The sequence below is a fragment of the Hymenobacter ruber genome, assembly GCF_054783255.1.
Map to the genome: position 1 here is coordinate 518,576 of NZ_BAAGQX010000003.1, position 14,822 is coordinate 533,397.

Sequence of the window (14,822 nt, forward strand, 5' to 3'; positions counted from 1 at the left end):
GTTTAGTTTTTAATTTAATGCCAGCACCGACGCCTTACCCCTGCGGCACCAGCAGCTTCTGGCCCAACTTCACCTCATCCGAAGCCAGGTGGTTGAGCTCACGCAGCGTTTGCACGCTCACCCCGAAGCGCCGCGAAATATTGAATAGCGTATCGCCGGGCTGTACCAGATGCACTTTGGGCGTTTCCAGCCGGTTTTCCGGCTTGGCTTGCTTGGCGGTGGTTGCCGCCAGCACGGTCGGCTTTGTCGATTTACGCAGCGCTTCGCTTGCGTCGTTCTGTCCAACCGGAGCCCGGAACACCAGCCGCTGGCCCGACACTACTGTTTCCGAACTCATCTTATTCCACGCCATCAGCTGAGCCACCGTTACATTATGCTCACGGGCCAGCTTGGTGAGGTTGTCGCCTTTGCGCACGGTGTAAGGGCCGATTTCGGCTACGGTTACCGGAGTAGGCTCTTCTGTTTCATCAGCCTCCGGTGCTACTGCTGCAACAGTGGCTTTGGCTTCGTTACGTTTGGTTTCGGCGGCCTGCGTCTGCGCCAGGCGGCGGGCCGTGATGCGGGCCTGCGCCTCAGCGGCCGCCTGTTGCACAGCCTGCCGCTGCTTAATGGCAGCCAGGCGTACATCCTGCATTTTCTCCTGCCGAATCACGTCTTGCAGCCGCGCCACTTCGCGGGCGTTGGCCTCCGCCTGCTCGCGACGGGCCGCCACCTCTTCATCCGATACCGTGGGGCGCACGCGCACAGTCGGAGCCAGCGCAACAGTTGGTACCTTAACTGTTTCCATCGCCTTGCTGGGGGCCGCCGTCGGTATTGGCATAAATATCACCAACTCGCGTCCGGGTTTCAGGGGCCGGCCTTTGGGCAACTCATTCCAGCGGCGCAGCTGGCTTTGGCTCACTTCAAACCGTTCGGCCAGACTGGCCAGGGTTTCGCCGCGCTTCACCTTGTGCGGGACGCGCCGGAAGCGGGGCGCAGCTTCAGCAGCATCAGCCCGTGGGCCGGTGGTGGCGGCCAGCAGCGAGCGGTTCACCCACGGCTCCACACCGTCGAGGCGGGGCGGCAGGAAGGCCAGCGGTCGGGGCAATTCGGTGGCCGGCTGGCAATAATCGAGCAGCGTGTTCCGGTCAGCATCGCCAAAATGCACCGCCGCCGCGGCCGGAAACCGCACCACGTAAGGCCGGTAACCAGCGGGCAGCGCCGCCCGCCGCAGCTCCGGATTGAAGCGCGTGAGATACAGCGAATCATCGTAGCCGCAAGCCTGGCTCAGGCGGCGCAGGTCGAAGGCCCGGCCGCGTAGGCTGAGCGTATCCATGGGCTCAGCGTACTGGTAGCGCAGTGTGGGCGTGCGCAGGCCGTGGGCCTCGGCGTACTTCATGCTGTACATGATGGCCGTGAAGGTGGGCACATAGTTGCGCGTCTCGGCCGGCATGTGCGGGTACAGGTCCCAGAAAGTCTTTTTGCCGGTGCGGCGCATCACGCGCTGCACGCTGCCTGCGCCCCAGTTGTAGGCCGCCAGCACCAGCTCCCAGTCGTGGAAGACGCCGTAGAGGTAGCGCAGGTGTTTACAGGCCGCTTCGGTGGCTTTTTCAGGAGCCATGCGCTCATCAATCCACTCGTCGCGCTTCAGGTGCAGGTCGCCGGCGGTAGGCCCCATAAACTGCCACAGGCCGGTAGCGCCCACCGGCGATTTAGCCGTGGGAATCAGGGCTGATTCCACCACGGCCAGGTATTTCAAGTCAAGCGGCAGGTTGTACTGCGCCAGGTATTTCTCAAAAATAGGGAAGTACAGGTTTTCGCGCTCCAGCACGCGCTGCATGTAGCTCCGGTTGCGAGCCGTGAACAGGGTGACGTAGGCCATCACCGAGTTGTTGAATTGGTGCGGGGCCTCGGTTTCGAAGCAACCCACGCGGTCGCACACCAAATCGCGCATGGTGGGCGGGGTGCGCAGCCATTCCAGTCGGGCCGAGTCGATGACGCCGGGCACCACAGGCACGGCCACCAGCGAATCGGGCTGTAGCTCTAGGCGCACCCGCACGGTGTCGCCCAACAGCGCTGGCATTGTGGAAATTACCCGGCCCGTCGAATCACGCGACGGCACTTGCTGGGCCTTGGCAGCGGTGCCCTGCAACAACAGAAAAGGCAGCGCCAACCCCAGCCACAACGGGCGGGGGCGGGAAAATTTTACGTGCTTAATCCCTTGCTTCATAGCACTAAGATAGGCGATGGGTAAAGAACTTGTAGAGATGCCGCTAAAAAAGTTCTGATACGCAGCTTTCTGCTTTCCGGCTGGTTTGGCCACAAAAAATGCCCCGGCCAGTGGACCGGGGCATTCGTTACCGCTAGCAGTTCATATGCTCGCTAGCGGCTAAATCGTAAGCTTTAAGCCGCTACTTCTTCGGTGAGGGCGCTGGCAAAAGCCAGCAACTCGGCCTCGCGGAAAGCGCCAGCCATCACCTGCAGGCCGATGGGTAAGCCGGCGGTGTCCTCCCCTACCGGCACCGAAATGGCGGGCACGCCGGCCAACGAAGCCTGCACCGTGAAAATATCAGCCAGGTACATGGAAACCGGGTCCTGCTTCTCGCCGATTTTGAAGGCCGTAGTGGGCGTGGTGGGTAGCACCAGAAAGTCGTACTGACGCAGGAGCTCGTCGGTTTTGTCCTTAATCAAGCGGCGAACCCGCTGGGCCTTCGTGTAATATGCATCGTAGTAGTTGGCGCTGAGCACGAAGGTGCCGAGCAGAATGCGGCGCTGTACCTCAGCCCCAAAGCCCTGGGCGCGGCTCTTTTTGTAGAGCGATTCCAGGTCCGTGGCATCCGGGGCACGGTAGCCGTATTTCACGCCGTCGAAGCGGCCCAGGTTGGAGCTGGCTTCGGCGGTGGTGAGGATGTAGTAGGTCGGAATCATGAAATCGAGGTAGGGGAAATCCACCGCCTCTACTACGTGACCCTGGCCGCGCAGCAAGTCGAGTTGGGTTTCCATCGCCGCCTTGATTTCGGGATTCAGGCCTTCGCTGTTCACAGCATCAGCAATGTAGCCGATGCGGTAGTGGGCGGCGGGCGTGAGCTGCTGGCTGTAGGCGGGCACCTCGCGCTGGCTGGCGGTGCTGTCCATGCCATCGGGGCCGGCCATTATTTCGGTCAGCAGTGCGGCATCGGCCACGGAACGGGTGATGGGGCCAATCTGGTCGAACGACGAGGCAAAAGCCACCAGCCCGTAGCGCGAGATACGCGAGTAGGTAGGCTTAAAGCCCACCACGCCGCAAAACGCCGCCGGCTGGCGCACCGAGCCGCCCGTATCGGAGCCAATGGACGCCAGGCACATATCGGCCTGCACGGCTACCGCCGAGCCACCCGACGAGCCGCCAGGTACCCGGCTGGAATCCACGGCATTGCGGGCCGGGCCGAAGTACGAAGTTTCGTTGGAGCCGCCCATGGCAAACTCGTCGCAGTTCTGGCGGCCAATGATGATGGCGTCGGCATCAATTAAACGCTGCACGGCCGTGCCGGTGTAGAGCGACTTGAAGCCGTCCAGCATCAGGCTGCTGCTTTGCAGCGAGTGGCCGGCGTAGGCCAGCACGTCCTTGATGCCGATAACCATGCCGGCCAGCGGGCCAGCAGTGCCGGCAGCCAGCTTGGCATCCACGGCGTCGGCCTGGGCGCGAGCCTCGTCGGGCCACACTTCCAGGAAAGCGTTGAGGGTAGCATTCTGGCGCTCGATGTTGCCCAGGTAATACTCAACGAGCTGGCGGCAGGACGTGGTGCCCGCCGTCAGCTCGCTACGAACTTCGGATAAAGACTGAAAACGCTTCAAACTATTTGCAGATTTTAGGTGACCGATTCAGGACTTAAGCGTCGGGGTTGGCGGGAATGTATGGCTGCCGGGGCTGGGTGCCTTCGGGGGCCAGGTTGGGCGGCAGTGCGGGAGCCACGTAGGGCGCATCGGCCGTGGGGTAGCTCGTGGGCTCGGGATGAGCGGTGGTCACGGCTGCCGCAGCGGGCGTGGCCCACGGGTCGAAGCCAGAGCCGGTTTCTGCCACGGGGGCCGGAGCGTAGGGCTGGGGCGTGGGATACTGGTTCTGGGGGGCGTAGTTGGGGTTGGGCTGCTGGTTGTAGTTGGGCTGCCCGGGCTGGCCAGCCTGCTCAAACTCGCGGCGGATTTCCGTGCTGGCGTCCTTAAACTCGCGGATGCCTTTGCCCAAGCCCCGGGCCAGCTCGGGAATTTTATTGGCTCCAAAGAAAATGAGGATAACAACCATTATCAGCATCAGCTCCGAGCCGCCGATATCGCCCAGAAATAGGATGAATGGGGTTTGCATGATTTCTAACTACGCGTTAAAACGGGATAAATAAAAGAACCGGACCGCAGCCTAACCGAGCTGCTGGTTGGGGTCGTTGGGGTTGTAGGCCGGCGGGGCAGGCTGCTGGTAACCGGGCTGGCCGGGTTGTGCATACTGGTTGTGCTGGGGCTGCTGGGGATAGCCGCCTTGCTGCGGATAGCCCTGCGCGGGGGGCACCTGCTGGGGGTAGCCCTGCTGGGGATAACCTTGCTGCGGGTACTGCTGCTGGTAGGGCGGAGCTGGCTGGTCGCGGTACTGCGGCTGCTGGTCTTCGGGCTTGGTGCTGGCGTCTTTGAACTCGCGCACGCCCTGGCCCATGCCCCGGAACAACTCCGGAATACGCTTGGCCCCGAATAACAGAATAACTACGAATAGAATAAGCAGCATTTCGGTTGTCCCGAAGCTACCAATCAGAAACAGGGAGTGAAGCATGGAGAGGGGGGCACTTGGGCCCAGTGAGGGGTGAGAAAAGAGGATATACGCAGCCGAACGCCTTTTGGAGTATCAAAGATACCCGATAGAGCTGTTTAGATGATGAAGCGCGGCCTCGGCGGACAATTTAGCGGGGTTCGACGGGCAAGTGTCACGGTTGGACGGCATTGTATCTTCTTCTTGTCGCAACCAATTAGCTTTGTTATTCCTTTTAACCGGGCTTTCTCATTTCGAATGAGTTAGGCTGTACTTTCTTAACCCAATTAGTTGTGAAATCATCCAAGACCACGAATTCCGCCGCCCTTCCCTTACGGCAGGTAAACGAGCCCGAACGTCTGGAAACGCTCTATAGCTATAATATCCTCGACACCGACCCGGAACAGGTATTCAATGATTTGGCGCAGCTATCGGCCTTTATCTGCGGCACACCCATGTCGCTGGTGTCGCTGATTGATGACGAGCGGCAGTGGTTTAAAGCCCGCGTGGGCCTCGAAGCTCGGCAAACGCCCCGCGAACACGCCTTTTGCCAGTACGCCATGCGGGCCCCCGATGTGTACGAGGTACCCGATGCGACCCTCGACCCCCGGTTTGCCGATAATCCGCTGGTAACGGGCAACCCCAACATCCGCTTCTACGCCGGTGCGCCCCTGCTCTCGCCCGACGGCCAGCCCCTGGGTACGCTGTGCGCCCTCGACACCGTGCCCCGGCATCTTACTTCCGACCAGCGCGAAGCACTGCGCGTGCTGGCCCGCCAGGTAATGGCCCACATGGAGCTGCGCCGCGTGCGCACCCAGCTCGAAGACGAGCGCCAGAAGCTGGAAGGCGTGCTGCGCATGGCCAACAGCACCGGCGACTCGCTGTTCACCAACGGCCGTGCCGAAATCTTCGTGAAGCAGGACCAGCGCCTGGTGCGCGTGGCCACTGCCGATTTGCAATACGTGGAAGCCCTCGGCGATTACGTGAACCTGCACACTACCCGCGAGCGTCTCACCGTGTACGGCACCATGAAGGACTTCGAAGCCAAGCTGCCCGGCCGCGATTTCGCCCGCATTCACCGCAAGTACATTGTGCGGCTCGACCGCATTGTGGCCATTGAGGCCGACGCGGCCCTGCTCGACGGCAGTGCCAACACCGGCCCCACCCGCACGCCCATGCGCGTGCCCATCGGCAGCTCTTATAAAGCCGGGTTGCTCAATCGGCTCACCTTGGTTTAAAGGCTATCCAAGCAGCCTTGCGAACCCCATACCCCGGCAAAGCCGACGTTCGCCGCGCCAATGGTCTCCTTCGCCGAATTATCCAGTTAATGGGCCACCCCGCCCTGCATCTTTGATACGGTTATCGGTTGCAGCAGGCTAGTAGCCGCTGCTGCCGACAGCTAAGTTTGTTTTCATAGCTCAGAAAGGCACCGTGCTTTGCGCGGTGTTTTTTTATTTTAGGCCGGTTTGGTTCGAGCCAGCCTGTCATTTCCAATCGTTCGGTCTTGAATCGGTTCTGCCTGTTAGCGGTGGCCCAGCCAGTTTTCCGGGTTCAGGTTAGACGAGTTGTGCCACACCTGGAACTGCACTTCGGACGTACCTTCGGCATCCGTCGCCACCGTGCCGATGACGTCGCGGGCACTCACGCGCTGGCCCACGCTCACGTTCACGGAGCGCAGCTTGGCATACACCGTGAAGAAGTCGCCGTGCTGAATCATAACAATGGTGTTCATGCCTGCGATGTTGGTCACGGTTTGCACCTTGCCATCGAAGCAGGCGCGCACAGCCTCGCCGGCCGCGGTTTGAATATCCACGCCCCGGTTTTCCACGGTCACATTCTTCAGCACCGGGTGCGGGTGCCGCCCAAAATGCTGGCTGATAAAACCGCGGCTCACAGGCCAGGGCAGCCGGCCCCGGTTGCCTGAGAAAGACGACGACAACTGCGCCGTTTCGGGCGTGAGGGCAATGCGCAAAGCGCGGCGGTCGGCAGCGGCTTCGGCGGCCGTTTCGGGCGCGTCCATTTCCGGGTTGGCCGTGTCGTTGTTGGCGTCGGAGTTGGATTCGGAACTGGCCGTTTCTTCGTTACGGCGGGTGCGGGCCGGGCCGGCGCTACCGCTGGCATTGTTGCGAGCCGCGGCGGCGCGGCGGGCATCGCGGGCGGCGGCCAGGGCGGCTTCGCGGCGGGCAGCCAGGCGGGCGGCGCGGGCGGCGCGGGCTATTTCTTCGCGCACCCGCTCGGCAATCAGGTTGTCGAGGCGATTCACGGCCTGGCGACGTTCCTCCAGCTCCTGGCGTAGGCCCTGCTCCTGCTGGCTAAGCTGCTGCACCATCTCATCTTCTTTCGATTTGAGGCTGAGCAGGTTTTTATTCTCGCTCAGCTGGCTGTTGAGCAGACTGCTTTTGCGTTGCTGCTGCTTGGTAAGGCCCGACAACTGCTCGTGCAGCCGGTACTGCGTGCCCATAATGCGGGCCGCCTGCCGCTGCCGCTCCTCGGTGTACTGCCGGATGTAGCGCAGCCGCAGCGCAAACTGGTTGAATGACTCCGAAGCAAACAAAAACATCAGCCGGTTGAAGGCATTGGACGTTTTTGAAGCCGTATAAAGCAGCCGGGCGTATTCAGCCTTCAGTTGGGCCAGCGTTTGCTGGGTCTGGATAACCTGTTTCGCCGTCTGATGCACGTTGGTTTCGATGCCGTGCAGCTGCGTCGAAATCCCCTGAATAACCTGCTTTTTCTCGGTCAGCTTCTCGGTGATGACGTGCAGCTGGCCCAGGCTCACCTTTTTCTTTTCCTGAGTTTGGTTCAGGGCCTGGCTGGTTTGCTGAATCTGGCGGAGATTGGCCTGGCGCTCACGCTCCAGCTGCTCTTTGCTTTTGGCGCGGGCCGGCCGGGTGCCGGCCGCAGTTTTTGTGCGGGTACGAACGGGCTGTTTTGCACTACGGCCCGGCTTGGCGGACTGCCGAACCGGCTTAGCTGGCTGTTTGGGCTTGCGGTGCTGCGCACCCACTGGCCCAGCCAGTAGCAGGCCCAACAGGGCGAATAGCCACCACCGGCCACGAATGGCCATCGCGCCAGCTTTTACTTCTGAAACAAGTGCTTTCCCAGCCTGTACTACCTGCTTATTCAACGTGCGCCATTCAAAACCCGCCACTACTATGGCGGGGCAAAGGTAATCGGGTGAGTGGTTGTTAATTGTTGCCCCGAATCAGTTTCCACCAACCGCGCTTGCGGGCCGGCTACTTGATGCGCCGAAAGCCCTTGGGCACGGCAAACGGAAACGTCAGCCGCTCGCGGCCGGTATTCACCTTATTGTAGTTGATGGCGGCCGTGACCACGCCTGCCGCCGGCTGCTGCGCCTGAATGAAGGTGGCGTGCGCAAAAGGCAGGCCCGCCGGCTCATCCAACGGCTGGAAGTCGGTGTAATCGACGGTGAGGTTGCGCTTGGTGGCTTCATCGCTCATTTTGAGCTGCTGCACGCGGCCGGTGCCGGCTTGCAGCAGGCGCTCTACCAGCACGTCGGCCAGGGGGTAGGTCACGCGCTGGCGGCCAGCTTCTTCGGTGGCCACTTTGGGCGTGGTGCCGGTGGGCGCGGGCAAGTAGTCGCCGAGCAGCAGGGCCTGCATCTGGGCGAAGCTCACGGGCACGTTCAGCAGCTTGCTCAGGTAGTCGTAGCCGCCCGAAAAGTAGGTTTTATCCAGCCGGTTCATCACCCGTACCGAATCGTGGGTGAGCACGGCGCGCACGCCCTCGATGCCCGCCAAACCGGCCGACACCCAAATGATGCTGTCGCGGCGCATGCGCAGGGAAAGGTTGGCGCCCTGCTTGTTACCCTTCATGTTAATCTGGGCTTTCGCCTTGGCATTGAGAAACATGAAGGTGGTATTGGTGGCCTTCACCGAGGGCAAGGAAGGCTCCATCGCGGGGGTGGAAGTGCCCGGCCCGGCTGCCGAAGTGGTAGTGGGTACGGCCTTGCGGGCGCAGCTGCCCAGCAGCCCCAGGGCCAGCAGTAGCGTGACTTTATTCATACAGTTTATGGTCTTTCAGTTTTCGCTCCAGCAGGTCGGAAGTCCCTCCGATTTTGTGAGCCCGCTGCCATTCCGCCACGGCTTTGTCCTTTTCGCCGAGCTGGAACAATACGTCGCCGTAATGCTCGATGATGGAGCCGTCTTTGCTGGTTTGCAGCGCTTTTTCCAGGGCAGTTTTGGCCCCGGCGTAATCTTTTTGCTTGTAAAGCACCCACGCATACGTATCCAGATAGGTGTCGTTGTCGGGGAATTGCTTCACGACTTTGCCCGACATCTGCTTGGCCTTGTCCAGCTTTTCGCCCCGCAACGACAGGAAATAGCTGTAATTGTTCAGCACCTGCACGTTGTCCGGGTCGCTCACCAGGGCCGATTCGTAAGCTGCATCCGACTTTTCGTACTCGTGCAGCTCGTGGTAGGCATCGCCCAACTGCGCATCAAACTGCCCCAGCAGCTGCGCGTTGTTCACCACCAGCTTGCGGCCGTGCTCCAGCGCTTTCACGCCTTTCTGGGGCTGCTTCTTCAAGAGGTAAGCCACGCCGTTATAGAACCACAGCGACGACTGGTTGGGAAACAGCTCCAGCGCCCGGCCCGAGTGCACGAGTAACGAATCGGTCTGGTTCAGCTCGGCATCGATGAGTACCACCTGCTGCCACACCTGAAACTTGGAATTATCGTAGCGCAGGGCTTGCAGGTAGGTGTTGCGGGCCTCTTTTTTGTGGTCAGTTAGGGTTTGCACATCGCCGGAAATGGCATAGGCCTTGGCATCCTTGGGGTAGCTCTTAACGGTGGCCGCCGCTAGGTCGCGCACCAGTTGGTTAGTCGGCTCCTTGGGGCTGGGCAGCTGCTTGATGTAGCCCACCAGAATGCGTACCCGGGCATCAATGTCCAGCGCGGGGCTGGCAAACGCCTGACGCAGCTGCTGGTCAGCCTCGTCCTCCTGCTTCTGCTGGCGGTACACTTCCGACAGTATCAGGTGAGCCTGGGGGTTGTCGGGGTCGAGGCGCAGGGCCTGCTGGGTCACGCGCACGGCGTCGGGCAGGCGGTTGTTGCTGGCGTACATCTCGGCCTGGGCCAGCACATAGCGCGCCTCGGTTGGGTTGGCCTTGATAAGCTTTTCGCCCTCAGCCAGCGCCAAATCGAGCTTGTTCTGCTTTAGGTAAATCTGCTGCTTCTTGAAGGAAATCTCATCGACCTGGCCAAACTCCTTTTCGGCCTGGTCGAGGGTGGTCAGGGCTTCGGGCAGGTGGTTTTGGGCGAGGTAAAGGTCAGCTAAGTTGAACAAGTAGCTGCCCGAGTTGGGCACCTGCTTGATGAGCGTGGCGTAGGTTTTGGTGGCCGCCTCGTACTGCTTCTGGCTGGCCTGCACCTGGGCCAGCAGCAGGTAGTAGTAGGCGTTCTGGGGGTCGAGGCGGGTGGCGGCTTCGGCGTAGTTGGTGGCGTCGCGCAGGTTGCCGCTCAGCAGGTTGGCTTCGGCAATCTTGTAGTTGATGGCCGCGTTGTCGGGGCGCATCGAGTAGGCTTTCAGCAGGTTTTCGAGGCCTTTGGGGTAATCCTCCAGCATCACATACTTCACACCTTCCACAAACAGCGCCTCGCTTTGTTCCTTCTCTCGTTCTGAGAGGCCGGGCATCGTAGCGCGTTTAGCGCGCAACTCGGCCACCCGCTTCTCCAACTCGTGCTGCTCTTTTTCGAGGGCACGCTGCTCCCGGCGGCTCAGCTTGGCCGGCGGCTCAGGCGTGCCGGCCGGGGCCTGTGCGTATCCCGGGGCCGTCAGCCCCACCCAAACCAGCAGACTCAGAACAACTTGACGCATATACAAGAAAACCGGACCTGAGGCCCGGCCCACGAAATTACGGGGAATAAAAGCCAACGACGCGGCCCCCGGGAGAAGGCCGCGTCGTGCTAACGCATTTCGGACTTAAAATGTCACACCCGCAGCTGGTTATAATCGCCGAGGCTCAGGTCGTCGGGCGTGCCGGCCACGGTGGCGAAATTGCCAATCATCGAATTGGTGATAACCGCGTTCAGCACCGAAGCCGACTGCTGCACGATGGAGTTCGACAGGCGCGAGTCGCGCACGTTGGCGCTGGCGCCCAGCGAAACGTGTGGCCCTACCACCGAATCAGTTACAATAGCACCTTCGCCGATGTACACCGGCTCGATGATGACAGAATTGGTGATTTTGGCCGACTCAGCCACCAGCGACTCGCCACGCTCTTTCAGATATTCCAGGTAGCGCTGGTTGGTAAATACCGTGGCGTCCTTGTTGCCGCAGTCGAGCCACTCGGTCACGCGGCCGGGCACGAAAACGGTGCCCTTGTTCTTCATATTTTCGAGGGCATTGGTGAGTTGGTACTCGCCTTTGTCTTTGATGTCGTTGTCGAGCAGGTATTGCAGCTCGCTGCGCAGATACTCGCCGTCCTGGAAGTAGTAGATGCCAATAATGGCCAGGTCCGACACGAATTCCTGCGGCTTCTCCACAAACTCTGTAATCTGGCCGGCTTCGTTCAGTTTCACCACGCCGAAGGGCTTGGGGTCGTCCACTTTCTGCACCCAGATGGTGCCGGGCACGCTGGAATCCAGCGTGAAATCGGCTTTAAACAAAGTATCAGCAAAAGCCACCACTACCGGTCCCGTCAACGACTCTTTGGCGCACAGAATGGCGTGGGCCGTACCCAGCGGCTCATCCTGATACACAATGGTGCCCTTGGCGCCCACCGATTCGGCAATTTTCACCAGGTTTTTCTCTACCTCGGACCCGAAGCGGCCGATGATAAAGGCCACCTCGTCCACCGGCTCGCCGCACACTTTGGCAATGTCCTCCACGAGGCGCTGCACAATGGGCTTGCCCGCGATGGGAATGAGCGGCTTGGGAACGGTGAGGGTGTGGGGGCGCATGCGTTTGCCCATGCCGGCCATCGGGACGATGATTTTCACAGTGGAAATATTGTGAGGTGAGAATTACTTTTTTGAAGAAATATAGGCGCGTTTCAGGATTTAGCCAATTCCTGTGCTTCCATACCCGCCCGCGCCGCGTTGGGTTGCGCTCAGCGCCTCCACGGGCTGCCAGGTTATGGTTTCGTGTTTGGCAACTACCAGCTGGGCAATGCGTTCGCCGTCGTTCACCACGAAGGGCTCGTGGGATAAATTCACGAGCAGCACCCGAATTTCACCCCGGTAGTCGGCATCAATCGTGCCCGGGCTGTTCACAATACCAATGCCATGCTTCACGGCCAGCCCGCTGCGGGGCCTTACCTGGGCCTCGTAGCCCACCGGAATTTCCAGGCTCAAACCCGTAGGAATGAGCTGGCGCTCCAGCGGTCCGAGCGTGATGGCACCTTTGGGCAGGTGGGCGCGCAGGTCGAGACCGGCGGCGTGGGGCGTCTGGTATTCGGGCAGCGGGTGGCCCGAGTGATTGATGACGGGGATGTGCATGGGCAGCAATAAGGGAGCGGGCAAAGATAGAGCCCGGGCTATACTATTCTAATGCTGCTACGCTCCGGCAATTCCCACAGCCGGGCGGGGCCGCTCCACCGCGTACAGCGCCAGTAGGAAGGCTACCGTGAGGCCCGCGTGCCAGGCGTGGCGCACCCACCAGCCCGCCGGTTGCACCCACCAGCCCAGCGCCACAAGTCCCGCCGCAAACACCAGCCACAGCCCCAGCCGCAGCGCTGGATACGGCACCGGGAAATGCCGCTCGCCCAACCGCCAGCACAATACGGCCATCATGAAATAACATGCCAGCGTGGCAATAGCCGACCCCAGATAGCCCAGCAGCGGAATCAGCACGAAGTTGAGGGCAATGGTAAGCACTGCCCCGCCCGCCCCAATGTAGGTGCCGTAGTACGTCTTATCAGTGAGCTTAAACCACACCGACAGGTTGTAGTATACGCCCAGAAACAGGTTGGCCAGCAGCAGAATGGGTACCACCACCAATCCCTGCAAGTACTCCGGCCGCCGCAGAAACAACCGCCCGAAATCCTCCACGTTCAGGCTGATGCCCACGAAAATCACCGCGCAGCACAGCGTAAACCATTTCAAAATCATGGCAAACGTGGCCGGCGAGTTCTTCTCCGTGCTTTGAGCAAAGAAGAAAGGCTCGGCCGCGTAGCGAAACGCCTGAATGACCAGCGACATGAAGATGCTCAGCTTGTAGCACGCTCCATAAATGCCCACCGCCGTGAGGCTGCTCTGGCCGGGGTAGAAGTTATCGGGCAGCCACTTGGGCAGCAGAATGCGGTCCAAAGTTTCGTTCACCATGCCGGCCAGCCCCATCAGCATCAGCGGGAAGGCATAATTCAGCAGCGGCTTTAGCAGTGTCAGATTCAGCCGGAAGCGGAAATCCAACAGTTCGCGGCCCAGCAGCAGCAGCGTGAGGCCACTGGCAAACAGGTTCGACAGGAAAACGTAGCCCACGCCCATCGTGGGGTCGTACACCCGCGCCACCAGCGGCTGCAAAAATGCCAGCCACTTGCCGCTCATCACGGCCGGGCAGAGCACGATAAAAAACAGGTTCAGCGCCACGTTGGCGATGATGCCGGCCAGCTTGATGCCGGCAAACTTGCGCGCCTTATTCTCCAATCGCAGCCGGGCAAACGGAATGGCCGTCAGCGCATCCAATCCCAGAATCAACGCCACCCATACCGCGTATTGCTCGTGTCCGGGCGGAATCTCAAGCAAATTCAGCAGCGGGCGCGCCAGCATCATCAGCAGCACCGTGAGGCCGGCCGTGCTCACCAGCAACAGGCTCAGCACCCGGTCGTATAGCTCTTTACGGTCAGTCCCAGCCCGGTTGGCGAAGCGGAAAAAAGTGGTTTCCATGCCGTAGGTAAACACCACGTTCAGAAACGACACGTAGGCGTACAGCCCCGTCACCACCCCGTACTCCGCCGCCGAAAACGCGGCTGTATATATTGGCACCAGCAGATACGTGAGCACCCGGCCCACAATGCTGCTCACGCCATATACGGCCGTCTGCGAGGCTAATTTTTTGGCTACACTCATTCTTGTTTTTAATGAAGAACGTCTGTGGTAATAAAAGAAATCTGTCATCCTGAGCGCAGCGAAGGACCTTTTCACAGTTGAACTGTCACCGTTCAATCGTGATAAGGTCCTTCGCTGCGCTCAGGATGACAGATGAAATCCCCAATCTTATTTACCGGTGAACACCGCCGGCCGCTTTTCCACAAAGGCCGTGGTGCCTTCCTTGAAGTCCTCGCTCTCGAAGGCTCGCTCGAAAGCCTGAGCTTCGGTTTCGTAGCCATCAGCACCCTTGGCGTAGTGCGCGTTCACGCAGTCCAGCACCAGGCCCACGGCCAGTGGGGCCTTGCCCAGAATCTTGGTCAGTAGTTGGGTACAGAACGGCAGCAGTTCGGCTTGGGGCACCACGTGGTTCACCAAACCCAGACGCAGGGCCTCGTCGGCCTTCACCATGTCAGCCGTCAGCAGCAGTTCAATGGCTTTGCCTTTGCCGATGAGCTGCGGCAGGCGCTGGGTGCCGCCGTAGCCAGGGGGCAGACCCAGGTTCACCTCCGGCTGCCCAAAGCGGGCATTGTCCGAAGCCACGCGCATGTGGCAGGCCATGGCCAGCTCGCAGCCGCCGCCCAGCGCAAAGCCGTTCACAGCCGCCACCACGGGCTTGGGGCTGGCCTCAATGCGGGCAAACGCCTCCTGCCCTGCCAACGAGGCCCGGCCAGCCCGTTCCGGCGTAAGGGCCGCCAGCTCCGCGATATCCGCGCCCGCCACAAAGGCTTTCTCCCCACTCCCCGTCAGGATAATGCCGCGCACCTGCGGCTCGGCCAGCGCTTGCTGCACGGCGGCGTCGATGTCGGCTATCGTGGCGGCGTTCAGCGCATTGAGCTTGGTGGGCCGGTTGATGGTGATGGTGAGGATGCCCCTGGCGGCGTCCAGGTCGTAGAGCAGGTTTTCGAAAGAAGCAGACATAAGCAGATAGGATGCCCCGAAATGCGGTTGGCAGCGCCAAAGATAGGACACACGCCGCCCCATGCTGGTCGGGCCAAGGCTCCAGTTCAACGCTCCGGCAGCCTGCCCGA

At 60.8% G+C, this 14,822-nt stretch carries 12 protein-coding genes; 1 reads left to right on the plus strand and 11 read right to left on the minus strand.

Features of this window, described 5'->3' with window-relative positions:
- Positions 1–34: 34 nt before the first annotated feature.
- From ACYVM5_RS09155 to ACYVM5_RS09170, 4 genes are all read right to left on the minus strand, one after another.
- Complete coding sequence (locus tag ACYVM5_RS09155) at positions 35–2,209, minus strand: LysM peptidoglycan-binding domain-containing protein (RefSeq protein ID WP_460617818.1); 2,175 nt, start codon at positions 2,207–2,209, stop codon at positions 35–37.
- 173 nt (positions 2,210–2,382) lie between these two features.
- The gene (gene gatA, locus ACYVM5_RS09160) at positions 2,383–3,813 is read right to left on the minus strand and encodes an amidase (RefSeq protein ID WP_460617819.1); all 1,431 of its coding nucleotides are present in this window, start codon (positions 3,811–3,813) and stop codon (positions 2,383–2,385) included.
- Positions 3,814–3,847: 34 nt separating this feature from the next.
- The gene (locus ACYVM5_RS09165) at positions 3,848–4,318 is read right to left on the minus strand and encodes a Sec-independent protein translocase subunit TatA/TatB (protein WP_460617820.1); all 471 of its coding nucleotides are present in this window, start codon (positions 4,316–4,318) and stop codon (positions 3,848–3,850) included.
- A 51-nt stretch (positions 4,319–4,369) separates the two neighbouring features.
- Complete coding sequence (locus tag ACYVM5_RS09170) at positions 4,370–4,771, minus strand: Sec-independent protein translocase subunit TatA/TatB (protein WP_460617821.1); 402 nt, start codon at positions 4,769–4,771, stop codon at positions 4,370–4,372.
- A 269-nt stretch (positions 4,772–5,040) separates the two neighbouring features.
- Here ACYVM5_RS09170 and ACYVM5_RS09175 point away from each other — a divergent pair, with 269 nt between their 5' ends.
- Positions 5,041–5,985, plus strand: a complete 945-nt coding sequence (locus ACYVM5_RS09175) for a GAF domain-containing DNA-binding protein (RefSeq protein WP_460617822.1) — start codon at positions 5,041–5,043, stop codon at positions 5,983–5,985.
- A gap of 284 nt (positions 5,986–6,269) precedes the next feature.
- Here ACYVM5_RS09175 and ACYVM5_RS09180 read toward each other — a convergent pair whose 3' ends face one another.
- The 7 genes from ACYVM5_RS09180 to ACYVM5_RS09210 form a co-directional block, all read right to left on the minus strand.
- Positions 6,270–7,811 (minus strand): murein hydrolase activator EnvC family protein, encoded by a 1,542-nt coding sequence (locus tag ACYVM5_RS09180; RefSeq protein ID WP_460617823.1) that lies wholly within the window; start codon positions 7,809–7,811, stop codon positions 6,270–6,272.
- A 169-nt stretch (positions 7,812–7,980) separates the two neighbouring features.
- Positions 7,981–8,769, minus strand: a complete 789-nt coding sequence (locus ACYVM5_RS09185; protein WP_460617824.1) for a DUF4292 domain-containing protein — start codon at positions 8,767–8,769, stop codon at positions 7,981–7,983.
- Complete coding sequence (locus ACYVM5_RS09190) at positions 8,762–10,582, minus strand: tetratricopeptide repeat protein (RefSeq protein WP_460617825.1); 1,821 nt, start codon at positions 10,580–10,582, stop codon at positions 8,762–8,764. Before ACYVM5_RS09190 ends, ACYVM5_RS09185 begins: the two co-directional genes overlap by 8 nt.
- A 113-nt stretch (positions 10,583–10,695) precedes the next feature.
- The gene (locus ACYVM5_RS09195) at positions 10,696–11,706 is read right to left on the minus strand and encodes a sugar phosphate nucleotidyltransferase (protein WP_460617826.1); all 1,011 of its coding nucleotides are present in this window, start codon (positions 11,704–11,706) and stop codon (positions 10,696–10,698) included.
- Positions 11,707–11,766: 60 nt separating this feature from the next.
- Complete coding sequence (dut, locus tag ACYVM5_RS09200; protein WP_460617827.1) at positions 11,767–12,204, minus strand: dUTP diphosphatase; 438 nt, start codon at positions 12,202–12,204, stop codon at positions 11,767–11,769.
- Positions 12,205–12,261: 57 nt separating this feature from the next.
- The gene (locus tag ACYVM5_RS09205; protein WP_460617828.1) at positions 12,262–13,773 is read right to left on the minus strand and encodes a lipopolysaccharide biosynthesis protein; all 1,512 of its coding nucleotides are present in this window, start codon (positions 13,771–13,773) and stop codon (positions 12,262–12,264) included.
- A gap of 147 nt (positions 13,774–13,920) precedes the next feature.
- The gene (locus tag ACYVM5_RS09210; RefSeq protein ID WP_460617829.1) at positions 13,921–14,712 is read right to left on the minus strand and encodes an enoyl-CoA hydratase/isomerase family protein; all 792 of its coding nucleotides are present in this window, start codon (positions 14,710–14,712) and stop codon (positions 13,921–13,923) included.
- Between the last annotated feature and the right edge of the window lie 110 nt (positions 14,713–14,822).